22 protein-coding genes are annotated in these 22,865 nt (G+C 69.4%); 18 read left to right on the top strand and 4 right to left on the bottom strand.

Annotation, left to right across the window (positions count from 1 at the left end):
• Nucleotides 1-182 precede the first annotated feature (182 nt).
• Nucleotides 183-389, top strand: coding sequence for a type II toxin-antitoxin system HicB family antitoxin (locus PKO50_RS15030; protein ID WP_275630186.1), 207 nt, complete (start codon nucleotides 183-185; stop codon nucleotides 387-389).
• 240 nt (nucleotides 390-629) lie between these two features.
• Here PKO50_RS15030 and PKO50_RS15025 read toward each other — a convergent pair whose 3' ends face one another.
• Nucleotides 630-1,364, bottom strand: coding sequence for a class II aldolase/adducin family protein (locus tag PKO50_RS15025; RefSeq protein ID WP_275630185.1), 735 nt, complete (start codon nucleotides 1,362-1,364; stop codon nucleotides 630-632).
• Nucleotides 1,365-1,700: 336 nt separating this feature from the next.
• On the opposite strand from PKO50_RS15025, the gene PKO50_RS15020 reads away from it, so the two are divergent.
• From PKO50_RS15020 to PKO50_RS14970, 11 genes are all read left to right on the top strand, one after another.
• The gene (locus PKO50_RS15020) at nucleotides 1,701-2,867 is read left to right on the top strand and encodes an LLM class flavin-dependent oxidoreductase (protein WP_275630184.1); all 1,167 of its coding nucleotides are present in this window, start codon (nucleotides 1,701-1,703) and stop codon (nucleotides 2,865-2,867) included.
• A gap of 19 nt (nucleotides 2,868-2,886) precedes the next feature.
• A complete protein-coding gene (locus PKO50_RS15015; protein ID WP_275630183.1) occupies nucleotides 2,887-3,942 on the top strand; it encodes an ABC transporter substrate-binding protein in 1,056 nt (351 codons plus the stop codon).
• Nucleotides 3,943-3,999: 57 nt separating this feature from the next.
• The gene (locus PKO50_RS15010; protein WP_275630182.1) at nucleotides 4,000-5,055 is read left to right on the top strand and encodes an ABC transporter substrate-binding protein; all 1,056 of its coding nucleotides are present in this window, start codon (nucleotides 4,000-4,002) and stop codon (nucleotides 5,053-5,055) included.
• Nucleotides 5,042-6,229: an MFS transporter gene (locus tag PKO50_RS15005; protein WP_275630181.1), complete on the top strand. Its 1,188-nt coding sequence runs from the start codon at nucleotides 5,042-5,044 to the stop codon at nucleotides 6,227-6,229. The genes PKO50_RS15010 and PKO50_RS15005 overlap by 14 nt, the downstream gene beginning before the upstream one ends.
• Nucleotides 6,230-6,233: 4 nt before the next feature.
• Nucleotides 6,234-6,992: an ABC transporter permease gene (locus PKO50_RS15000; protein ID WP_275630180.1), complete on the top strand. Its 759-nt coding sequence runs from the start codon at nucleotides 6,234-6,236 to the stop codon at nucleotides 6,990-6,992.
• Entirely contained in the window at nucleotides 6,989-7,762 is a 774-nt protein-coding gene (locus PKO50_RS14995; RefSeq protein WP_275630179.1) for an ABC transporter permease, read from the top strand. Before PKO50_RS15000 ends, PKO50_RS14995 begins: the two co-directional genes overlap by 4 nt.
• Before the next feature lie 9 nt (nucleotides 7,763-7,771).
• Complete coding sequence (locus PKO50_RS14990; RefSeq protein WP_275630178.1) at nucleotides 7,772-8,563, top strand: ABC transporter ATP-binding protein; 792 nt, start codon at nucleotides 7,772-7,774, stop codon at nucleotides 8,561-8,563.
• Between the two features lie 150 nt (nucleotides 8,564-8,713).
• Nucleotides 8,714-10,528, top strand: a complete 1,815-nt coding sequence (ftsH, locus tag PKO50_RS14985; protein WP_275630480.1) for an ATP-dependent zinc metalloprotease FtsH — start codon at nucleotides 8,714-8,716, stop codon at nucleotides 10,526-10,528.
• A 175-nt stretch (nucleotides 10,529-10,703) separates the two neighbouring features.
• Nucleotides 10,704-11,126 (top strand): hypothetical protein, encoded by a 423-nt coding sequence (locus tag PKO50_RS14980; protein WP_275630177.1) that lies wholly within the window; start codon nucleotides 10,704-10,706, stop codon nucleotides 11,124-11,126.
• A gap of 167 nt (nucleotides 11,127-11,293) precedes the next feature.
• Complete coding sequence (locus tag PKO50_RS14975) at nucleotides 11,294-11,449, top strand: hypothetical protein (protein ID WP_009621884.1); 156 nt, start codon at nucleotides 11,294-11,296, stop codon at nucleotides 11,447-11,449.
• 181 nt (nucleotides 11,450-11,630) lie between these two features.
• A complete protein-coding gene (locus PKO50_RS14970; RefSeq protein WP_089393223.1) occupies nucleotides 11,631-11,999 on the top strand; it encodes a DUF3509 domain-containing protein in 369 nt (122 codons plus the stop codon).
• Between the two features lies 1 nt (nucleotide 12,000).
• Here PKO50_RS14970 and PKO50_RS14965 read toward each other — a convergent pair whose 3' ends face one another.
• On the bottom strand, nucleotides 12,001-12,966 hold the full coding sequence (locus PKO50_RS14965; RefSeq protein ID WP_275630176.1) for an AraC family transcriptional regulator: 966 nt from the start codon (nucleotides 12,964-12,966) through the stop codon (nucleotides 12,001-12,003).
• 143 nt (nucleotides 12,967-13,109) lie between these two features.
• Here PKO50_RS14965 and PKO50_RS14960 point away from each other — a divergent pair, with 143 nt between their 5' ends.
• The 3 genes from PKO50_RS14960 to PKO50_RS14950 are packed head-to-tail and all read left to right on the top strand — an operon-like array spanning nucleotide 13,110 to nucleotide 16,521.
• A complete protein-coding gene (locus tag PKO50_RS14960) occupies nucleotides 13,110-14,033 on the top strand; it encodes a bile acid:sodium symporter family protein (protein WP_275630175.1) in 924 nt (307 codons plus the stop codon).
• Nucleotides 14,030-14,770, top strand: a complete 741-nt coding sequence (locus PKO50_RS14955; protein WP_275630174.1) for a sulfite exporter TauE/SafE family protein — start codon at nucleotides 14,030-14,032, stop codon at nucleotides 14,768-14,770. The genes PKO50_RS14960 and PKO50_RS14955 overlap by 4 nt, the downstream gene beginning before the upstream one ends.
• Nucleotides 14,767-16,521 carry an N-acyl-D-glutamate amidohydrolase gene (locus tag PKO50_RS14950; protein ID WP_275630173.1) on the top strand — a complete coding sequence of 585 codons (1,755 nt, stop codon included), beginning with the start codon at nucleotides 14,767-14,769 and terminating at the stop codon, nucleotides 16,519-16,521. Before PKO50_RS14955 ends, PKO50_RS14950 begins: the two co-directional genes overlap by 4 nt.
• Nucleotides 16,522-16,746: 225 nt before the next feature.
• On the opposite strand, the gene PKO50_RS14945 is transcribed toward PKO50_RS14950, so the two are convergent.
• Nucleotides 16,747-18,102 carry an MFS transporter gene (locus PKO50_RS14945; RefSeq protein WP_275630172.1) on the bottom strand — a complete coding sequence of 452 codons (1,356 nt, stop codon included), beginning with the start codon at nucleotides 18,100-18,102 and terminating at the stop codon, nucleotides 16,747-16,749.
• 365 nt (nucleotides 18,103-18,467) lie between these two features.
• Here PKO50_RS14945 and PKO50_RS14940 point away from each other — a divergent pair, with 365 nt between their 5' ends.
• On the top strand, nucleotides 18,468-18,851 hold the full coding sequence (locus tag PKO50_RS14940) for a cupin domain-containing protein (RefSeq protein WP_275630171.1): 384 nt from the start codon (nucleotides 18,468-18,470) through the stop codon (nucleotides 18,849-18,851).
• A 9-nt stretch (nucleotides 18,852-18,860) separates the two neighbouring features.
• On the opposite strand, the gene PKO50_RS14935 is transcribed toward PKO50_RS14940, so the two are convergent.
• Nucleotides 18,861-19,907 (bottom strand): MBL fold metallo-hydrolase, encoded by a 1,047-nt coding sequence (locus tag PKO50_RS14935; RefSeq protein WP_275630170.1) that lies wholly within the window; start codon nucleotides 19,905-19,907, stop codon nucleotides 18,861-18,863.
• 374 nt (nucleotides 19,908-20,281) lie between these two features.
• Between PKO50_RS14935 and PKO50_RS14930 the strand changes: the two genes are divergently transcribed.
• On the top strand, nucleotides 20,282-21,151 hold the full coding sequence (locus PKO50_RS14930) for a 3-hydroxybutyryl-CoA dehydrogenase (RefSeq protein WP_275630169.1): 870 nt from the start codon (nucleotides 20,282-20,284) through the stop codon (nucleotides 21,149-21,151).
• Between the two features lie 197 nt (nucleotides 21,152-21,348).
• The gene (locus tag PKO50_RS14925) at nucleotides 21,349-22,605 is read left to right on the top strand and encodes an OprD family porin (RefSeq protein WP_275630168.1); all 1,257 of its coding nucleotides are present in this window, start codon (nucleotides 21,349-21,351) and stop codon (nucleotides 22,603-22,605) included.
• Nucleotides 22,606-22,865 lie beyond the last annotated feature (260 nt).

The following is a 22,865-nucleotide window of genomic DNA, read 5'->3' as shown; positions in this document are numbered from 1 at the left end:
ATCGCACCAGGGCAGTCGGCGGATAACCGCGAACGGTTATTCGCCCTACGTGCCCGGCCGGTTCCTACGGTGCTCCGCGACTTCGTCGGCATGAATTGCAGTCACCCGGCGATAGCATTGGCCGGATGAAGAACCGTCACGCCGAGACGCCGATAGCTTTCTTCCGCACCCAGAGTTGAACCATGAGCTGCATGACCTACAAGGGCCACACGGCGGTCGTCGAATTCGACGATCGCGACGACATCTTCGCCGGCCATCTGCTCGGTGTCCGCGACATCGTCAGCTTCCATGCCGACAGCGTGGCCGAGTTGCACACGGCCTTTCACGCAGCCGTCGAGGATTACCTGGCCGATTGCGCCGAACGAGCAGCCAGCAAGCGCGCCGGTTGATCCGGGTGCGAGTCGCCCATCGCTTCCAGGCGTACAAGAAAGCCCCGGCTAACAGGCTGTGTGAAAACCTCAGGATCGGTCCCACTGGTTAAAAAACAACCTGGATTTCGCGTTTCTACGTGGATTCTGGATTGGCTGAATAGCCAAGCCTCTTCAGATTTCACGTAGGAACGCGCTCTTCGAAGAGCCGCTCGGTTTTTCACACAGCCTGCTAACCGGGGCTTTTGCAATGGACGAAACTCAGGCCACCGCCTCCAGCAGCTTCTGTCCCTCGGCCCACAGCCCGGTCATCTTCCATTGCTGCTCCAGCACGCCCGGGCCGAACTCCTTGGAGCCGCCGAACTGCTCGGCCAGGCCCTGGAAGTAGGCACCCTCCTCGATCAGCAGGATCAGCTTCGACACCTGCAGCAGGTTGTCGCCCCAGAAGGTCGCGCCGCCGTTGGCCTCGAGAATCGCCGGGGTGCGCGGGTTGGCCTCGATGCGCTCGACGATGAAGGCGTGTTCGGGCTGGCGGCGGTCGATGTAGATCGGCAGTTCGCGGGCCAGGGTCACGCGCTGGGACGCCGCGTAGCGGATCGGCAGTACGCGGTGGGCGCTGGCCCAGCCACCCAGGTAGGGCGTGTGCACGTGGATCACCACGTTCACCTCCGCGCGTTTCTGGAAGATGCCGGCGTAGCGCTGGCCGTTGCCGCCGGCCTTGCGCCCGCTCAGCGGCGAGCTGCCTTCGGCGGTTTCGTCCAGCACCACCTCGCCGCCGTGGCTGGCGACCACGGCGCGGATGCTCGGGTCGTCCGCCCAGGGGCTGGGTGCGTGCAGGGCGATCACCAGGTCGCTGTCGGGCACCCGGATGTAGGCCTGGTAGGTGTTGGTGGCGGTCAGGGTGCGGGTGTCCTTGAGTACGCGGAAGGCCTTGGCGAAATCGCGCCGGGCCTGGTCGAGCTGGGCGAGCAGCGCCGGGGTGAGTCGATGGGTCATGGTGCAGGTCCTCTGTGGTGTGCATCGAGCCTCGGGAAGTCGGGCTGCAGAGGCTTCAGCAGGACTTGTGCCATTCAGGAAAGCCCATTTGTTTCAATGAGTTGAGAATCACCCCGGGCATTTCGGGACATTTGCCGGCACAAGCTGCTGCGGCTTCAGCAGCGATTGCTGGCGGGGTGCTGCTGGGTCAGCAGTCGCCCTTGCCCGCCCCTTCGAAAAATCACGGCAACCCTTGCCACACAAGGCTTCCAGGCTTTCGGCACAGGCCTTGCTCCAGTACTGCAAACCCAGGGCGGACGGCCCCGGGCCCTTCCACGCAGCCACTGGAGCACCACCATGAGCACCGAATTCTTCTGGCGCCTTCCCCTGGGGAGCGATGGCCCCTACCTCGCCACCGACAAGAACAACCGCGGCGCTGCGGTCCACCGCCCCGGCAACATCGCGCCCGGGCGGCTGCCCAATGGCGAGCCGGACGGCTTCACCTACATCGACTACATCGCCCAGGTGGCCAAGGCCGCCGAGATCGCCGGCTTCGAAGGCGCCCTGCTGCCCACCGGTCCGGAGCCGTGGATCGCCGCCGCGGCCCTGGCCCGGGAGACCCGCCGCATCAAGTTCCTGGTCGCCTTCCAGGCCACCTGGACGCTGCCGGCCTACGCCGCGCAGCAGGCCGCCATCCTGCAGCACCTCAGCCACGGGCGCCTGGAGTGGAACATCATCACCGGCGGCAACCCGGCCAGCCAGCGCGCCAACGGCGACTTCCTCGAACATGACAAGCGCTACCAGCGCACCGGCGAATTCCTCGACATCATCGATGGCCTGTGGAACCACGAGCAGTTCAGCTACCAGGGCGACATCTACCAGCTGGAGAACGGCTCGCTGCCCCCGGCCCTGAAGCACGAGCGCAAGCCGGGCATCTACTTCTCCGGGTTCTCCGACGCCGCCCTCGACGTGGCCGCGCGCCATGCCGACGTGTACCTGAACTGGGCCGAGCCGGTCGACAAGCTCAAGCCGCACCTCGAACGCGTGCGCGAGCTGGCCGACAAGCAGGGCCGCCAGGTGCGCTTCGGCATCCGTATCGACCTGTTCGCCCGCGAGACCGAGGAAGCCGCCTGGAGCGAGCTGCGCCGCCAGTACGAGCGCATCGACTCGCGCACCAGCGCCGCCATCAAGCATTTCGCCAGCGGCTCCGACTCGGTGGGCGCGGCGCGCCAGAGCGCCTACCACCAGAACCTCGAGCGCTTCGACGACCTGATCCTCGGGCCCAACCTCTGGGCCGGCTTCGGCAAGGCCAAGCCGGGCCCCACCGTGGGCCTGGTGGGCAGCCACCAGAACGTCGCCGAGCGTTTGGCCGAGTACCGCGATGCCGGCTTCTCCACCTTCATCCTGGCCGGCAACCCGCACCTGGAAGAAGCCCTGCGCATCGGCCAGGAAGTGCTGCCGCTGGTGCACGAGCGCCAGGCCAGCGACGCCGCCCAACCCACCGCGCTGAAGGCCAGCGCCTGACCCCGCAAGGAACCGCATCATGAGTCAACCGCTCGACACCCTCTGGTACACCCGCTGCCCGGTGCCCACCGGCCTCGGCATCGCGGTGCAGAAAGGCTGGCTGGAACAGGCCCTGGGCGACCAGGGCACGCGCATCCAGTCACTGCGCGAATCGGACGACCAGGCCGTGCGCGAATCGCACTTCGACCACAGCCTGCGGAATTCGGTGCGCCACGGCGGCAGCATCCCGGCCATCTGGGCCCGCGCCAGCGGCCGCGAGACGCGGGTGATCGGCCTGTCCTGGGCCGACGAGGTGCAGCTGATCCTCAGCCTGCCCGACAGTGGCATCCGCAACGTCAGGGACCTCGCGGGGCGCCGTTTCGGCCTGCCCGACTGGGCCGGCGCGCAGATCGACTTCACCCGCGCACAGGCCATCCGCGGCCTGGAGAACGCCCTCAAGCTGGAGGGCCTGGAGGTGAAGGACGTGGAACTGGTGGACTTCCGCCAGGGCGGCACCTTCAGCGACGAGGCGCCGCATAGCGTCGCCGGCCTCGGTGCCTTCGGCGGGCGCCGCCGCGGCGGGCAGAACCCGGAGCTCACCGGCCTGCTGCGCGGCGAGGTGGATGCCATCTTCCTCAAGGGCGCCCATGCCGTGCAGCTGGCCCAGCAGTTCGGCCTGCACACGGTGATCGACACCGGCTCGCACCCCGAGCCGCTGATCCGCTCGAACAACGGTACCCCGCGCACCCTGAGCGTGGACCAGCACCTGCTCGACGAGCACTTCGACAGCGCCGTGGGCATCCTCGACGCGGTGCTGCGCGCCGAGGCCTGGGCCCATACCCACCCGGAGGACACCCGCCGCTACCTGGCCCGCGAGTCCAACAGCAGCGAGTACTGGGTGGTCCAGGCCTATGGCGAGGATGCCCACCAGCGCCTGCGCACCAACCTCGACGAGCGTTCCATCGCCGCCCTGCAGGACTTCACCGACTTCCTCCGGCGCTGGAACTTCATCCCCCAGGGCTTCGCCGTGAGCGACTGGGTCGACCCGCGTCCGCTGGAGGCCCTGCGCAGCGCCGTCGCCCAGCGCGCCGGCTGAGTGCCGACCGGCCCCGGCGCGCGCCGGGGCCGACCGCCCACCCGAATAGGCTCCCCGATGAACAACCCACTCGATACCCTCTGGTACACCCACAGTCCGGTACCCACGGGGCTCGGCATCGCCGTCGAATCCGGCCGCCTGGCCCAGGCCTTCCGCCCCTGGGGCACGCGCATCCAGGCCCTGCGCGAATCCTCCGACCGCGAGGTGCGCGAGGCGCATTTCGACCACCACCTGCACAACTCGGTGCGCCACGGCGGCAACATCCCGGCCATCTGGGCCCGCGCCAGCGGCCGCGATACCCGGGTGCTGGGCCTGTCGTGGAGCGACGAGGTGCAATTGATCGTCACCACCGCCGACAGCCCGGTGCGCGACATCCGCGACCTGCGCAACCGCCGCTTCGGCGTGCCCAAGTGGGCCAACGTGCAGATCGACTTCACCCGCGCCCAGGCCATCCGCGGCCTGGAGAACGCCCTGCGGCTGGAAGGCCTGGAGGTCGCCGACGTCGAACTGGTGGACTACCCCTACGGCGGCACCTACAGCGACGACCCGGTACGCCATGTGCACGGCGCCCAGGTGACACTCAACGGCAACCGCCTGCGCCGGCGCAACAACGAGCTGATCGGCCTGCTGCGTGGCGACATCGACGCCATCTTCCTCAAGGGCGCCCACGGCCTGCACCTGGCCGACGAGTTCGGCCTGCGGGTGGTGGTCGACGTCGGCTCGCACCCCGATCCGCTGATCCGCGCCAACATCGGCACTCCGCGCACCCTCACCGTCGACCAGCACCTGCTCGACGAGCACTTCGACGCCGCCGTGCTGATCCTCGAAACCGTGCTGCGCGCCGAGCAATGGGCCTGGGCCCACCCCGAGGAGACCCGCCGCTTCCTCGCCCGCGAGCTGAACACCAGCGAGTACTGGGTGGCCGCCGCCTACGGCGAGGACGCCCACCTGCGCCTGCAGACCAACCTGGCCGAGCGCTCCATCGAGGCCCTGCAGGACCTCACCGACTTCCTCGAACGCTGGGACTTCATCCCCCGCCGCTTCGACGTGCGCCAATGGATAGAGCCGGGGCCGCTGGAGCAGTTGCTGGAGAAGGTCAATGTCGCCATCTAGGCCGCCGGCCTTCCTCGCCGGCTTCATGCTGCTGGCTGCCTTCAGCGGCGCCACCATCGGCATGGCCAAGATAGTCACCACCCTCTATGCCCTGCACATCGGCGCCAGCCCCATGCAACTGGGGGTGATCTCGGCCATGGAGTCGCTGGGCATGGTGCTGCTGACCCTGCCGGCGGGCTTCGTCATCGCCCGCTACGGCGCGCGCCGGGTGTACTTCCTGGCCAGCCTCGGGCCGTTGCTGCTGAACCTGGCCATCCCGTTGTTCGGCGGCTGGCTGTGGCTGGCCGCGGCGCGCCTGCTGATCGGCCTGTGCATCCCCTTCCGCATCGTCGCCATGAACAGCGCCTTCCTTCGCCAGTTGCGCCACATCGGCAACGACAAGGCCGGCTGGTACCGCGGCGCCCTGACCCTGGGCATGGGCCTGCTGGGCCCATTGCTGGGCAACTGGCTCAGCGGCGGCAGCTTCACCCTGGGCTTCGTGGTGATCGGCCTGTGCTTCGGCCTGATGGCGCTGTACAGCCTGGGCTTCTGGGAAGGCGAAGGCGCCGCGGAACAGGCCGTCGAGCTGGACGGCGGCATTCTGGCCCAGGCGCGGACGCTGCTCGGCCACGCCGAGGTCGCCGAAAGTTGCCTGGTGGAGCTGCTGTCCGGCGCTACCGGGGCGCTGTTCGGCACCTTCATCATCGTCCTGGCCATGGAGGTGGCCCAGATCAGCCAGGAGCGCGCGGTGAGCCTGGTGATGATCCAGGGCCTGGCCGCGGTGCTCGGCCTGTTCGGCCTCGGGCGCCTGGTGGAGCGCGGCGGACGGCGCCTGGCTCGCCTGGCCGGGCTCGCCCTGGGGGTGGCCGGCCTGCTGCTGCTCGGCCGCGGCCAGGGCTACGCCTGGCTGGCCCTGGGCGCGGTGCTGCTGAGCCTGGCCACCTCGCTGGTGCATCTGGTGAACATGGCACAGCTGGGCGAATCGGCCCTGGACAAGAGCAAGCTGTCCGGCCTGTTCAACCTCGCCGGCATGCTCGGCAGCTGTTCCGGCGCGCTGCTCGGCGGCGCCATCAGCCACTGGATCGGCCTGGCCAACCTGTTCCTGGCATGGATTCCCCTGGTGCTGCTGGCCGCCTTGTTCTGCTGGCTGCGCCACCTGCGGCGCGGCGCCGGCGTGATTGCCGTGGAGGGCTGAAACGATGCGCAGAATCCCCCTGCAGCAATTGACGCTGCTGGTCTCGCCCCTGGCCCTGCTGGCGGCCTGGGTGCTGCTGGCCGACAGCGGGCGCTTCCCCAGCCAGCTGCTGGTGCCGCCGCGCGAGGTCTGGCGGACCTTCGCCGAGCTGCTGGCCAGCGGCGAGCTGCTCGAACACCTGGAGGCCAGCCTGTCGCGCCTGGCCCTGGGCTTCGTCATCGGCGCCGGCGGCGGCCTGGCGTTCGGTACCGCCATGGCCCTGTCGCGCAACGTCGAGGCCTACTGCGGACCGCTGTTCCATACCCTGCGCCAGGTGCCGTCGATCGCCCTGATCCCGATGTTCATCCTGTTCTTCGGCGTCGAGGAGACCTTCAAGATCCTCATCGTCACCAAGGCCACCTTCTTCCCCGTGGCCCTGGCCACCTGCGAGGGCGTGCGCGGCATCCCGCGCAGCTATTTCGAGGTGGCCCAGGTGTACCGCCTGCCGCTGCCCACGCTGCTCGCCGAGGTGGCCTTCCCGGCTGCCGCGCCGCCTATCCTCACCGGCCTGCGCATCGGCCTGAGCCGCGCCTGGATGGTGCTGGTGGCCGCCGAGCTGCTGGCCGCCGACAGCGGCCTGGGGCAGATGATCGAGATGAGCCGGCAGATGCTGCGCATCGACGTGGTGATGGTCGGCGTGCTGGTGACCGGCGTCGTCGGCTTCGTCCTGGACTATGGCTTCCGCCTGCTGGAGCGGCGCGTGTTGCGCTGGAAACCGCTATGAACGCAGTGTTCTCGTTGTTGCGCCGCGGCCGTGGGCTGGTCCTGCCGCTGCTGCTGGTCCTCGCCTGGGAAGCCGCCTCGCGGCAGGACGCCAGCCATGCCTATGCCTTCGTGCCGCTGCAACGCATCGGCGAAGGGCTGCAGGAACTGCTGGCCAGCGGCGAGCTCTGGCTGAGCGTGGCGGCCAGCCTGCAACGCACCTGCCTGGGCCTGCTGTTCGGCGTGGCTGCAGGGTTCGTCCTGGGCGCCGCCATGGCCCTCTCGCGCTTCGCCGGGCGCCTGCTCGCGCCGCTTTTCCACGGCCTGCGCCAGGTGCCCATCCTCGGGCTGATCCCGCTGCTGGCCCTGTGGTTCGGCAGCGGCGAGGCGACCAAGGTGCTGATCGTGTCCCTGGCCGCCTTCTACCCCATGGCGCTCAACGCCCATGAAGGCTTCAGCCACGTCGAGAAGCGCTACCGCGAGGTCGGCCGGCTCTACGCGCTGTCGCCCCTGCAGCAATTCACCCAGGTGCTGCTGCCCGGCGCCCTGCCGAGCCTGTGCAACGGCGTGCTGCACGCCCTGGCCTTCGCCTGGGTCAGCTCGGTGGGCAGCGAGCTGTTCCTCTCCACCGGCATGGGCCTGGGCAACCTGATGATGAACGCCGAGACCGGCTCGCGCATGGAGATCATCGTGATCGGCGTGCTCTGCATCGGCCTGCTCGGCTACGCCATGAACCAGCTGTTTTCCCGCCTCGGCCGGCACCTGCTGCGCTGGCGCGCCCTTCGTCGATAGGTGACCGCGATGACCGCACTGCTCAATTCCTCCCCCGCCCATGCCATCGGCCAACCCGGCGCCCTGGAGATCCGCGGGCTGAACAAGGGCTACCGGATCGACGGCAAGCCCCTGCAGGTGCTCAGCGGCATCGACCTGCAGGTACTGCCCGGCGAGTTCGTCTGCATCGTCGGCGCCAGCGGCTGCGGCAAGTCCTCGCTGCTGCGCCTGATCGTCGGCCTGGAACAGGACTACGAGGGGCAGATCCGCCTCGACGGCGAAACCGTGCGCGGCACCAGCCTGGACCGCGGCCTGGTGTTCCAGGACCACCGGCTGTTCCCCTGGAAGACCGTCGAGCAGAACGTCGCCCTGGCCCTGAAGAACCAGCGCCTGGGCAAGCGCGAGAAGGCCGAGCGCGTCGCCGAGCACCTGGCCCTGGTGGGCCTGCAGGGCTTCGAGCAGGCCTACCCGCATCAGCTCTCCGGCGGCATGGCGCAACGCGCGGCCATCGCCCGGGCGCTGATCACCCGGCCCAAGCTGCTGTTGCTCGACGAGCCCTTCGGCGCCCTCGACGCCCTCACCCGCGTGCACCTGCAACGCGAGCTGCAGCGCATCTGGATGCAGCAGCGCAGCAGCATGATCATGGTCACCCACGACGTCGAGGAGGCGCTCTACCTGGGCGACCGGGTGATCGTCATGGACGCCCGTCCCGGGCGTATCCGCCACGAGGTCCGCGTCGACCTGCCGCACCCGCGCGAGCGCAACGCCCCGCGCCTGCACAAGCTGCGCGACGAGTTGCTCGCCGAACTCACCGGCCACTGACCGCCAACGGCGGCTATCCTTCGGACACGCCGCCTCCGCCTTTGTTTGATCCCGGCCAAGGCCCCGCGCCGCGGTTCGTGCCTGAATGGTGCCGACGCCGGAGCCCGGCGTGCATCCATCCCCCCTGCCGGCACGGGAGCGAGCATGGCCATGGAAAAGCACCACCAATGGAACCTCGGGTATTTCCTCGTGGCCTTCGTGGCCATGCTGCTGTTGCAGAACTGGCTGGGTGAATACTCGGCCGAGGCGCCGATTCCCTACAGCGAGTTCCAGCGCCTGCTGGACGCCGGCAAGGTCAGCGACCTGCGCATCGACCAGGAGCGCATCAGCGGCACCCTCAAGGAGCCGATCCAGGGCCGCACGCGCTTCACCACCAACCGCGTCGAGCCGCAGCTGGCGGCGCAGCTGGAGAAAGCCGAGGTGGACTTCTCCGGCGTCACCCAGAGCGGCCTGGCCAAGCTGCTGGGCTGGCTGCTGCCGTTCCTGCTGATCTTCGCCCTGTGGGTGTTCTTCTTCCGCGGCCTGGCCGAGAAGCAGGGCTTCGGCGGCATGGTCAACGTCGGCAAGTCGAAGGCGCGGGTGTTCGTCGAACGCGACACCGGGGTCAGCTTCGACGACGTCGCCGGCATCGACGAGGCCAAGGCCGAGTTGCAGGAGGTGGTGTCCTTCCTCAAGGACCGCCCCACCTACAGCCGCCTGGGCGCACGCATTCCCAAGGGCATCCTGCTGGTGGGCCCGCCCGGCACCGGCAAGACGCTGGTGGCCAAGGCCGTGGCCGGCGAGGCCGGGGTACCGTTCTTCTCCATTTCCGGCTCGGAGTTCGTCGAGCTGTTCGTCGGCGTGGGCGCCGCGCGGGTGCGCGATCTCTTCGAGCAGGCGCGCAAGGCCGCGCCCTGCATCATCTTCATCGACGAGCTGGACGCCCTGGGCAAGATGCGCGGGCTGGGCGCCTTCGGCGGCAACGACGAGAAGGAGCAGACGCTCAACCAGCTGCTCGCCGAGCTGGACGGCTTCGACCCGCGCGAAGGCGTGGTGCTGCTGGCCGCCACCAACCGCCCGGAAGTGCTGGACCCGGCCCTGCTGCGCGCCGGCCGCTTCGACCGCCAGATCCTCATCGACCGCCCGGACCGCCGCGGCCGCGAGGCCATCCTGCGGGTGCACCTGAAGCGCATCAGCGCCGCCCGCGACCTGGACTGCACGCAGATCGCCGCCATCACCACCGGCTTCACCGGCGCGGACCTCGCCAACCTGGTCAACGAGGCCGCCATCGGCGCCACCCGGCGCGGCGCCGAGGCGGTGAGCATGGCCGACTTCACCGCCGCGGTAGAGCGCATCGTCGCCGGCGCCGAGCGCCGCAGCCGGCTGCTGCAGCCGCAGGAGCGCAAGGTGGTGGCCTACCACGAGATGGGCCACGCGCTGGCCGCCGCCTCGCTGCCGCGCATGGACCCGGTGCACAAGGTCTCCATCGTCCCCCACGCCATCGGCGCCCTGGGCTTCACCCTGCAGCGGCCCACCGAGGACCGCTTCCTGATCGGCCGCCAGGAACTCAAGGACCGCATGGTGGTGCTGCTGGCCGGGCGCGCCGCCGAGGCCCTGGTGTTCGAGGAGATTTCCACCGGCGCCGCCGACGACCTGGCCAAGGCCACCGACATCGCCCGCCAGTTGGTGACGCGCTTCGGCATGAGCGAGCAGCTCGGCCAGGCCGTGCTGGAGCGGCAGAGCGCGCCCTACCTGAGCGGCGACAACGGCCACCTGGCGGGGCTGCGCGAGAAGGACTACTCGGAGCAGACCGCCCGCGAGGTGGACCTATGCGTGCGCGAGCTGATCGACGAAGCCTTCCGCCGCGCCCGGGCCCTGCTGGAGCAGCGCCGCGCCGACCTGGAGGAAGGCGCGCGCCTGCTGCTGGAGCGGGAAACCCTCACCCCGGACGACTTCCCGGCGCTGGCCGGCGCGCCGGCGCCCTGAACGGGCCTTCTAACCGCCGGCTATTTGCAGCGCCGCGCATATGCCGGGGAACTCATTGACAGATTGGCGCCAGACAAGTGTCATGGGCGTTGTCGTCCGGCGCGGTCGAGGTGTAGCGCCGGGTTCACGTGGTCCGTTTGCGTGTTTCCTAATCCCCCGCACAGGAGCCGCCGGCATGTACGACTCTGCACCCAGGGCCTCGGGGCCCGCGGAGGAGGATTTCCTCTTCACCTTCGAGACCCACGTCCTGCAGAAGGCCCTGCCCGCCTTCGAGGAAGCCAGCCGCTTCGCCCGCGACCGCGGCCTGGACTGCCAGGTCGAGTTGCTCGTGGACGAGGACGACCACCTGCAACTGTGCCTGTTCGCCCGCCTGGGCGGCAGCCAGCAGCCGAGCTTCTACCGCATCGTCGCCGATACCGAACTCCAGGGCCTGGTCCACGAGCAGTACGCCACCCATGGCCAGCGCATGCGCCGCCTCGGCGCGGACCTGGACTCGCTGGACGGCGAGGTGCTCGACGAACAGCTCGCCGAATTCTTCCAGCTGGCCTTCGGCATGCACCTGGACGAGCCGGGGCACCGACGAGCCAGCGGCTTCTAGCAGCCGCCCCTTTCCCTGCCGTTCCTCGCTTCGCCTCCCGCAGGCGGGTTTTCGCGCGACACTGTGCGCATGAACGGACGGTGCGCATGAATGGATCGCACGCGCACGCGCAGCTGTGGTCTGAACAAAGGTACGGGCCACCACGATGCCCGCTGGAGGAATGCCCCATGAAAAGCCCCGTGGATACCCCGCACCCCGATCCGGTGGTGACCCGCGAAGCCGACGAACTGGAGGAGCTGGTGGAGCTGGACCCGGTCGACAGCGGCCAGGAACCGCACCTGTCCGCCGCCCACCAGGAAGGCGTGATCGACGAGCAGCACTGAGCGCCCGGGACCTTGCATTCTGCCGTGCAGGCTTTGTGCAATCGTGCGCAATGCACGGTCGCATCTTCGCTACCTTTCCTCAACCTACTGATTTAAAAAGAGAAAATTTTCAAGCGAAGCTGGAACGCATGCTGCAACAGCTCTCCCATCGGCTTCTTCATGGATACCAAGGGAGAGCGTCATGCACAACGACCGTAGCCAGGCCCCGCAACTTCTCGGCGAACAATTCAGCGACTATCGCATCGACCTCCAGCAACGCCCGGATGGCGGCCTGCTGCTGAGGCTGCGTGACAACGAAAGCCGGCGCCTGCTGACCACCTGGGCCATCCCGGCCAGCGAATGGCGTGACCCGACGCGCCTGAACAACTTCATCGAACGCATCCGCCGCGACCTGCTGACCGCCGAGGGCCAGCCCCTGCAAGAAGACCAGGTGGACTGCTTCCGCAAGCGCATCGAACTGCAGACCTTCAACCCCGGCCAGGGCTGCCACCGCCAGCGCAAGATCGTGGTGGCCGGCGAGCGCCTGCGCGCCCTGGCGGCCAACGCCTGAGTCAGTCGGCGCCCTGGCGGAACTGCCCGGGGGTGGTCCCGCTCCAGCGGCGGAAGGCCTTGGCGAAGGCGCTCTCGTCGGAGAAGCCCAGGCGCTCGGCCACGTCCGCCAGCCGCGCGGAGCCCAGCAGCAACTGCTCGGCCATGGCGTGCAGCACCCGCTCGCGCAACAGCTTGAAGCTGCTGCCCTCCTCGGCCAGGCGCCGGTTCAGGTGCCGGCCGCTGAGGCCCAGGCGTTCGGCGACGCGCTCCTTGCCCCACTGCGGGTGCTCGCGCAGCAACCCCTGCACCTGGGCCGCCAGGCTCTGCGCGCCCAGGCGCTGCAACTGGGCGTCGGCCAACTGGCGCAGGTGCTCGCGCATGGGCGCGTTGGCCTGGATCAGTGGCACTTGCAGGTCGCTATCGACGAACACCAAGCCATCCTCGCCTGCGCCGAACCCGGGCAGCAGGCCCAGCAACTCGCGGTAGCTGCCCGCCTCGCCGCGGGCCCCGTGGCCGATGCGCACCGCCTGCGGGCGCACGCGCTCGCCAGTGATCCAGGCGCTCAAGCGCACCAGGCTGGCCAGCACCGCTTCCACCCGCGCCTCGCGGCGCACGCTGTAGCTTGGCTGGTAGGCCAGGGCCACGCCGCCGGCTTGGTGGCGCAGGCTGAACGCGCTGCCCTCGGCGATGATCGGGTAGTACTCCAGCAGCGCCTCCAGGGCCTCGCCGAAGGTCTCGCAGCTCATCAGCAGGGCGCCGACCATGTCCAGGTGGCCGACCTGCAGGGCGCTGCCCAGGCGCAGGCCGAGCAGCGGGTCGGCGCTGGCCGCGCACAGGCCCTCCCACAGCTCGTCCTGGCGCGCCAGCGGGATGCGCGCCTCGCGGCCCAGTTCGCGCAGTTCGGCGGGCAGCTGCAGGCCCAGGCGCGCGGCGGCCTGGAGGATGCCCTGGGCGTAGTGGACGGTGATCGAGGGGCTGTTGGGCATGGTCTCGAAATAACCGGAAAAAGTCCTGATTGAGCCATCAAAGCGCGGCGTGGGGCGGGTATCCTTGCCCATTACAACGAGAAACACAAACGAGCCGCGCATGCCTTGCCCCCCTGCCCCGCGCCCCTTCGGGAGGCGCGCTGATGCCCACCGTCCACCTGGAATTCGCCGGCGCCTCGATGCTGGCCCTGAACGCGATCATCGCGCTGATGATGTTCGGCGTCTCCCTGGAACTGCGCCGCGAGGACTTCGCCCGCATCGTCCGCGCGCCCAAGGCGCCGCTGATCGGCATGCTCATCCAGTTCCTGCTGCTGCCGGCCGGCGCCTGCCTGCTGGCCAACCTGCTGCCGATCGACCCGCAGCTGGCCCTGGGCATGCTGCTGGTGGCCACCTGCCCCAGCGGCAGCTTCTCCAACGTCATGACCTGGCTCGCGCGCGGCAACGTCGCGGTGTCGGCCAGCGTCACCGCGGTGTCCGGGCTGTCCGCCGGGTTCTTCACGCCGTTCAACTTCGCCCTCTACGCAAGCCTTGCGCCGGAGACCCGCGCGCTGCTCACGCAGATCCGCATCGACCCGCTGGAGCTGCTGGCCACGGTGCTGCTGGTGCTGGTGGCGCCGATGCTCGCCGGCATGGCCCTGGGCCGGCGTCGCCCGCAGCTGGCGCGGCGCCTGGAGAAGCCCATGCGGGTGTTCTCGCTGCTGGTGCTGGCGGCCTTCGTGGTCATGGCCTTCGTCAAGAACTACGCGCAGTTCGTCGCCTACTTCCACCTGTTCTTCTGGCTGGTGGCGCTGCTCAACGCCGTGGCCCTGGGCCTGGGCTACCTGTGCGCGCGGGCCTGCCGGCTGGGCGAGGCCGACGTGCGCGCGGTGACGCTGGAGAGCGGCATCCACAATTCGGCGCTGGGCATGGCGCTGATCCTGACCTTCTTCCCCGAGGCCGGCGGCATGCTGCTGATCGCCGCCTTCTGGGGCTGCTGGCAACTGCTCACCGGGCTGGGCCTGGCGCTGTTCTGGTCGCGCCGCGCGCCATTGCCGGGCCTGGCCGCCTCGGCGGGAAGAGCGCCATGAGCTACGTGGCGCCGGCCCTGGGCAGCTTCATCCTGCTGGCCTACACCCTGGAGGCGGTCACCGGTTTCGGCAGCGTGGTGCTGGCGCTGTCCCTCGGCGCGCTGCTGCTGCCCATCGAGCAACTGCTGCCGGTGCTGGTGCCGCTGAACGTCGGCCTGACCAGCTACCTGGCCTGGCGCCACCGCCACCTGGTGCAGTGGCGGCTGCTGCTGGCCACCCTGCTGCCGGGCATGCTGCTGGGCATGGTGGCCGGCTACCTGCTGCTGCCCTGGCTGGACCCGCAACTGCTCAAGCGCGGCCTCGGCCTGCTCATCCTCTGGTTCGCCGCCCGCGAGCTGCAGCGCAGCGCCAAGGGCACGCCGCGCGGCCGGGTGCCCGGCTGGGCGATGCGCCTGGCCACCGGCGCCGCCGGCGTCTGCCAGGGCCTGTTCGCCTCCGGCGGGCCGCTGCTGGTCTACGCCCTGGCCGGCCAGCAGCTGGACAAGTCGCGCCTGCGCGCCACCCTGGTGTGCGTCTGGTTCACCCTGAACGGCCTGCTCACCCTGGCCTTCCTGCTCGACGGCCGGCTGCGCCCGGCCCTGCCCCAGGTGCTGGCCTACGCGCCGCTGCTGCCGATGGGCCTGTGGCTGGGCGAGCACCTGCACCGGCGCTGCGCGGAACGCCACTTCCGCCTGGCCATCCACCTCCTGCTGCTGGTCAGCGGGGTCCTGCTGCTGTCTCCCTGGAGCCTCCTGTGAGCTACGACATCATCGTCAAGAACGGCCTCTACTTCGACGGCAGCGGCGCCCCCGGCGCCCTGCGCCACCTGGGCATCCGCGCCGGGCGCATCGACACCCTCAGCGCATCGCCGCTGGACGAGGCCGGCTGCCCGCAGGTGCTGGACGCCGCCGGCAGCTGGGTGACCCCGGGCTTCCTGGAAATCCACTCGCACTACGACGCCGAGGTGATAGCCGCGCCGGCGCTGAAGGAATCGGTGCGCCACGGCGTGACCACGGTGGCCCTGGGCTCCTGCTCCATCAGCATGGTGCTGGGCGAGGCGGAGGACTGCTCCGACCTGTTCACCCGCGTCGAGGCGGTGCCCCGCGAGGTGGTGCTGCCGATCCTGCGGGAGAAGCGCACCTGGCGCGACGCCGCCGGCTACCGCGCCTTCTACGAGCAACTGCCGCTGGGCCCGAACCTGTGTTCCTTCCTCGGCCACTCCGAACTGCGCGTGGCGGTGATGGGCCTGGAACGCGCCACCAGCGGCGCCAGGCCCACCGAGGCCGAGCTGCGGCGCATGGAGCAACTGCTCGACGAAGCGCTGGACGCCGGCTGCTTCGGCCTGTCGGTGATGACCACGCGGCTGGACAAGATGGACGGCGAGCGCGCCTGGTCCAGCCCGCTGCCCTCCACCTTCGCCAGCTGGAAGGAGTTCGCCCGCCTGTTCGCCGTGCTGCGCCGGCGCGGCGCGCTGATGCAGGGCGCGCCCAACGCGGTGACCAAGATCAACGTGTTCGCCTTCCTCTGGCAGGCCCACGGCTGGTTCCGCCGGCCGCTCAAGTGCAGCATGCTCACCGCCCTGGACCTCAAGTCGCAGCCCTTCATGCACCGCATCACCCGCGCCTCCGGCTGGCTGGCCAACCGCGTGCTGCGCGGGCGCTTCCGCTGGCAGACGCTGCCGGCGCCCTTCGTGGTGCGCATCGAGGGGTTGAACATGAACGGCTTCGAGGAGTTCGGCGCCGGCGAAGTGCTGCGCGACATCAAGGACCCGGAGGAACTCTACGCGCGCATCCAGGACCCGGCCTTCCGCGAGCGCTTCCGCAAGGACATCAAGGCCACCCTCAGCCTGGGCCTGTGGCACCGCCGGCTGTCCGACTGCTGGGTGCGCGAATGCCCGGACGCGAGCCTCGTCGGGCGCAACTTCGAGGAGATCGGCCAGCAGCGCGGCCAGGACGCGGTGGACGCCTTCTTCGACCTGGCCAGCCAGTACCGCAACGCGCTGAAGTGGACCACCTGCTACGGCAACCACCGCCCGCAGGTGATGGCCAGGCTGCTGGCCAGCCCCTGGACGCAGCCGGGCTTCGCCGACTCCGGCGCGCACCTGGCGTCCCACGCGCAGTACAACTTCCCGCTGCGCCTGCTCAAGTACGTGCGCGACGCCGAGCTGGCCGGCCAGCCGTTCATGGACGTCGGCCGCGCGGTGCGGCGCCTGACCGGCGAACTGGCCGACTTCGCCGGGCTGGACGCCGGCTACCTCCGCGTGGGCGACCGCGCCGACCTGGTGATCGTCAATCCCGAAGGGCTGACCGACGAGCTGGACGAGGTGAGCGAGGCGCCCATGGAAAACCTCGGGCTGGTGCGCCTGGTCAAGCGCAACGACGCGGCGGTGGAGGCCACCGTCATCAACGGCCGGGTGGCCTACCGGCGGGAAAGCGGCTTTGCCGAGGAGCTGGGCAAGGAACGCGGCTTCGGACGCTTCCTGCCGGGCCGCGAAGTGGTACCGGCGTAGCGCGGATGAATCCACCCACGCCATTCCCCTGTAGGAGCGCGCCCTGCGCGCGATTTCGCGGGCAGGGCCCGCTCCTACAGGTTTCCGGGAGGCACGGCATGTCCCCGTAGGAGCGGACCTTGTCCGCGATAGCCGGAACCACCGGCGCGGTTCGCGGATAAGATCCGCTCCTACGCTGCCCCACCCACGCCATTCCCTGCGGCACGAATCGCGGACGGAGTCCGCTCAGGCACGCTCCGCCTGTTCACGCACCAGGCTCGCGCGGTAGCTGCCGCAGCCCTTCCACAACAGCCCTATGGTCAGCAGCGTGGCCACCGCGGAGACGATGGCGATGGACGCCCCCACCGCCGCCGGGTCGCCGAACACCCGGTCGGTGATCAGCGCCACCAGGGTGGTGCCCAGGCCCACCGCCAGCAGGTTGCTGACCAGCAGGAAGATCGCCGAGACCTGCGCGCGCACCTGGTTCGGCGCCAGGTTCTGCATGGCCGTGGTGGAGGTCGGCAGGGGGAAGGAGGCGAAGAACATCGCCGGCACCAGCAGCGCCAGGGACAGCCACAGCGGCTCCACCAGGGCGAACAGGGCCACCGGCACGAGCATGCCGATGGCGCCGATCACGCCAGTGCGCATGGCCGCGTCGCCGTGGCCGCGGCGGGCCAGCACGTCGGTCAGCCAGCCGCCGCAGTACACGCCGGCGGTGTTCGCCAGCAGCAGTACCACGCCCAGGGTGTAGCCGGTGCTCACCGGGTCCAGGCCGTGCTTGCGCATGTACAGCGCCGGGGTCCAGCTAAGCATGGCGTACAGGGCCATGGCGTAGCAGGAGAAGCCCAGGTACAGGCAGGTGAAGGTCAGCCGGTGGCGGCCGAGGAAGCGCACGCCGTCGCCCGGCGCCACGGCCCTGGCCTGGCCGCTGGCGTCGCGGCTCAGGCCCTTGCGCTGCGGGTCGCGCACGGTCAGCCAGATCAGCAGGCCCACCAGCACCCCGGGCAGGCCGACGATGAAGAAGGTCAGCTGCCAGGCCTTGACCTCGCCCAGCAGCGGCAGCACCACGGCGTGGGTGTCCTTGAGCAGGTCGATGACGTAGCCGCCGACCAGGAAGGCCAGGCCGCCGCCGACGAAGGAGCCGATGGAGTAGATGCCCACCGCGCGCCCCAGTTTTTCCCTGGGGAACAGGTCGCTGAACATCGAGTAGGCCGCCGGCGACAGCGCCGCCTCCCCCACGCCGACGCCGATGCGCGCCAGGAACATCTGCAGGAAGTTCTTCGACAGCCCGCAGGCGGCGGTGGCCAGGCTCCAGAAGACCACGCCGATGGCGATGATCCGCGGCCGCGAGAAGCGGTCGGCCAGGTAGGCGATGGGCCAGCCCATCACCGCGTAGAACAGCGAGAACGCCAGCCCGTGCAGCAGGCTGAACTGGGTGTCGCTGAGCTGCAGGTCGGCCTTGATGGGCTCGATCATCAGCGCCAGGATCTGCCGGTCCACGAAGGAGAAGATGTACGCCACCATGCACAGGCTGACGACGTACCACTCGTAGGTGTAGCGCCTGGGGCGCAGCTGCGCCGGGGTCTTGGCCTGGGTGTTCATGGGTTCCGCTCCTCTTGCGCCGCTATGGGCGTGTCCGGCAGGAATCCGCCAGGGGCGGGCGAAAGCGTGCGCAGGGCGTGGCACGGGGGAATTGGCGCATGAGGGGCCTCTTGTTGTTATTGGCGGGCGTGTCGCTACAAGGCGGCCCCGCCTTCGTGGGGCGGGGGCCAGGGGCACCTTAGGGGATGGGGCCCGGGCGGGACCATACGGGGAAACGGCCTCGGCATGGGGGTAGGCTCCCGTAGGCATTGGGGTTTTCCTTAGGCGGAAAATCCGCCCGGCAGCGCACCCATGCGCAGGAATATGCAAGACGCCCGCGCCCCGGGGGCCCTACCCTGGCCGCTCGACGATCCAGGAGCTGAAACATGCCGCAAACATCCGCACGCCCCCACCAGCCGGTCAACCTCGCCGCCAAGCTGGCGGCCATCCACGAGCAGTGGCAGCCGCGCGTGGTGGCCGAGATGAACGACTACCAGTTCAAGCTGGCGAAGCTGGAGGGCGAGTTCGTCTGGCACAGCCATGCCGACACCGACGAGACCTTCATGGTGCTCGACGGCGAGCTGCGCATCGATTTCCGCGACGGCGCCGTGCAACTGCGCGCAGGGGAGCTGTACGTGGTGCCCCGCGGCGTGGAGCACAAGCCCTTCGCCGCGCAGGAAGTGCAGGTGCTGCTGATCGAGCCGCGCGGCGTGGTCAACACCGGCGACCAGGGCGGCGAGCGCACCGCACCCAACGACGTCTGGATCTGAGCCCGGGCCTCAGGCCAGGCGGTACCAGGCCACGCCCTGCGCGTCCTCGCTGGCCGTCACCCGGCCGCGCTGCACCAGGTAGTTGAGGTTGGCCAGGCACTCGCCGGTGGCCAGCGCCAGCAGGTCCTGGTCGATGCGCCGGGCGAAGAGCGCGCCGAACAGGTCGATGGCGCGCTTCGGGCCTTCCGCCAGCAGCTCCTGCAGGCGCTCCAGGGCCCGCTGGTGGCCGCGCTCCAGGTGCGCCAGGCGCGCATGCAGGGGCTGGAAGGGCTCGTTGTGGGCCGGCAGCACCAGCACGTCGTCGGGCACCTCGCGGCGCACCTTGGCCAGGGACTCCAGCCATTGGCCCAGCGGGTCGGCCTCGGGCTCCGTGGGGAACACCGAGACGTTCGGCGAAATGCGCGGCAGCACCTGGTCGCCGGCGACCAGCATGCGCAGGTCGGGGCAGTGGAAGCTGGCGTGCTCCGGCGAATGCCCGCTGCCCACCACCACCCGCCAGTCATGCCCGCCGATGCGGATGCGCTCGCCGTCGCGCAGGCGCCGGTAGCTTTCCGGCAGCGGCCAGATGAACTTGCCGAAGCCGCCGAAGCGCGCGCGGTAGTGGGCGATGGCCGCGTCGTCCCAGCCGGCCCGGCGGTAGAAGCGGATGCCCTCGGGCGGCGCCTCGCGGCCGCTGTCGGCGGCCAGCACGCGGCAGTTCATGTATTCGCCGAAGGTCATCCGCAGTTCGCAGCCGTACTCGCGGGTGAGCCAGCCGGCCAGGCCGACGTGGTCCGGGTGCATGTGGGTGACGAACAGCCGCGTCGGCCGCCGCCCGCCCAGGGCGCCGCCGGGGCCAAGCAGCGCGCGCCAGGCGTCCAGGCTCGCCGGGGTGTGCATGCCGGTGTCGAACAGCGCCCAGCCGTCGCCGTCCTCCACCGCCCACAGGTTGATATGGTCCAGGCTCAGCGGCAGTGGCATGCGCAGCCAGTGCACGCCCGGGGCGATCTCACGGCTGGCGCCGGGTTCCGGCACCGGGCCGCAGGGGTAGTCCAGGGGAATACGTTCGAATTTCATGGGGCTGCCTGAATCCTGGTGCGGTTCATCTGGGGGGCAACGCCTACGGCGTTATCCGCCATGATCGCGGACAGAGTCCGCTCCTACGCTTCCGGGACACACGGACGTAGGACTCCGTCCGCAATTGGGCTCACTGGCCACGCCGGACGCCCCGGTAGGCCCCCACCCGACACTAATGGCAATACTGTGCCAAAGAGTCGCGCCCAGCCCCAGTCACACGGACTATCCGGCCAGAAAATGGCGTATATGCCCTCAGCAAAGGCACAGCTGCCGGCGACCCACCCCACGCGAGGCTCGCCGCCGGCCGGCGCCTGCGCTATCGTCGCCGGCGCCCGCGGGCCCCCCGCTTCGATTCCAGAGAGGACTGACAAGACATGAGCACCCAAGACTCCCCCCTCGACATCCGCAAGATCGGCGTGATCGGCGCCGGCACCATGGGCAACGGCATCGCCCAGGTGTGCGCCGCCGCCGGCCTGCAGGTGGCGATGGTCGACGTCTCCGACGCCGCCGTCGAGCGTGGCCTGAAGAGCATCGACGGCAACCTCGAGCGGCTGATCAAGAAGGACAGGCTGGCCGCCGCCGACAAGCCGGGCATCCTCGCGCGCATCCACGGCGGCACCGACTATGCCTCGCTGAAGGACGCCGACCTGGTGATCGAGGCCGCCACCGAGAACCTCGAGCTGAAGCTGCGCATCCTGCGCCAGGTGGACGAGCTGGTCGGCCCCGACTGCGTCATCGCCAGCAACACCTCGTCGATCTCCATCACCCAGCTGGCGGTGGTGGTGCGCAACCCGCAGCGCTTCATCGGCCTGCACTTCTTCAACCCGGTGCCGGTGATGGGCCTGCTGGAGGTGATCCGCGGCCTGCAGACCGCCGACGAGACCCACGCCCGCGCCCTGGCCTTCGCGGCCCTGGTCGGCAAGACCGCGGTGAGCGTGAAGAACGCCCCGGGCTTCGCGGTCAACCGCATCCTGGTGCCGATGATCAACGAGGCCATCTTCGTGCTCCAGGAAGGCCTGGCCAGCGCCGCCGACATCGACGCCGGCATGCAGCTGGGCTGCAACCACCCGATCGGCCCGCTGGCCCTGGCCGACCTGATCGGCCTGGACACCCTGCTGGCGATCATGCAGGTGCTCTACAACGGCTTCGACGACTCCAAGTACCGCCCCGCCCCGCTGCTCAAGGAAATGGTCGCGGCCGGCCGCCTGGGGCGCAAGAGCGGCCAGGGTTTCTTCAGCTACTGACCGCCCCGCGGAAGGGGGCGCGCGCGCCCCTTCCACCAGGCAAACGCCATTAGATAGCCATCACATGATCCACAGCGCCAGGCTCTAGCACGCGGCTTCCAGCCGTAGGAAATTTCCGACGAATGACGATCCGGTCACTGGTACCAGTACGAAAAACTGCTAAAACCTGAACGTTGGAAACCAAAGGAGCTATATCCATGAGGATCATGAAACGTCATGCGCTGGCCTTCGCCGTGATGGCCGCGGGCACCCAGCTGGCACAGGCCAGTGCCCAGGACGAGTCGAAGGGATTCATCGAGGACGCCAGGCTCGACCTGCTGCTGCGCAACGTCTACTGGAACCGCGACTACAAGGACCACACCAACGACGCCAAGGTCTGGGGCCAGGGCTTCATCGGCACCTTCGAGTCCGGCTTCACCCAGGGCACCGTGGGCTTCGGCGTCGACGCCTACGGCCTGCTCGGCGTCAAGCTCGACAGCGGCCGCGGGCGCAACTACACCGGCATCTTCAACGAACACGACGACGGCAAGCCGGTGGACAGCCTGTCCGAGGCCGGCGGCGCGGTGAAGCTGCGCTTCTCCAACACGGTGATCAAGTACGGCAACCAGTTCCCCGACCTGCCAGTGCTCTCCCGCGACGACTCGCGCATGCTGCCGCAGGCCTTCACCGGCGTGCTGCTGACCGGCGAGGAGATCAAGGGCCTGCAGCTGAACGTCGGCAAGTTCACCGCCGACAGCCCCATGGGCAGCCCGGCGCGCGACCCCAACCACCTGGACGAGATCTACCTCTACGGCGGCAGCTACGCCATCACCGACGACCTCAGCGTGGCGCTGTACCACAGCGACGTGCGCGACGTGTTCGAGAAGAACTACGCCAACGTCAACTACACCCTGCCGCTGGCCGCCGAGCAGGCGCTGAACTTCGACTTCAACATCTACCGCACCAAGTACGACGACGGCTCCCAGGCCGCGCTGGACTTCGGCGGCGACGGCGACAACGACCGCAACACCATCTGGAGCCTGGCGGCCAGGTACAGCGTCGGCCCGCACGCCTTCATCCTCGCCCACCAGCGCAGCACCGGCGATGCCGGCTACGCCTACGACTACGGCGACGGCGGCGGCACCATCTACCTGGCCAACTCCTACTACGCCGACTTCAACCTCAAGGACGAACGCTCCTGGCAGGCCAGCTACGAGCTGGACTTCGGCGGCTACGGCGTGCCCGGCCTGACCTACAAGATCGCCTACGTGCGCGGCGACAACATCGACACCGGCGGCGACTCCGACGGCACCGAGCGCGAACTGTTCAACCAGGTCAAGTACGTGATCCAGAGCGGCCCGGCCAAGGACCTGTCGTTCAAGCTGCGCAACTCCATCTACCGCGCGGACAACGACGTCGGCCCGGACCTCAACGAGGTGCGCGCCTTCATCGAGTACCCGCTGAGCATCCTCTGATGCCGGGGGCCCGCGGCGCCGGCCGCGGGCCCTGCGCCCTACCGTTCGTCGCTGCGGCGCCAGCCACGCGCCTGCGCGGGCCTGGCGGCGGCGGCCACGGCCGCTGCGCTTCCCAGCCCGACTGCCATTTTTTCGCCAGTATACCGGGCCGGCATTGGCCAGTACGGTGACACCATTGCGCCCTCCGGGCGCTGAACTATGGTGGTCAACAGACCTTCGGCCCGTCTGGGCAATCGGGTTCCCGCAGTCCCGCATCAAGG

Source organism: Pseudomonas sp. 273 (assembly GCF_029201425.1).
Classification (GTDB): domain Bacteria; phylum Pseudomonadota; class Gammaproteobacteria; order Pseudomonadales; family Pseudomonadaceae; genus Pseudomonas; species Pseudomonas delhiensis.
Note: the sequence above shows the minus strand (reverse complement) of the source record. Positions and strands in the feature narration are given on the sequence as shown.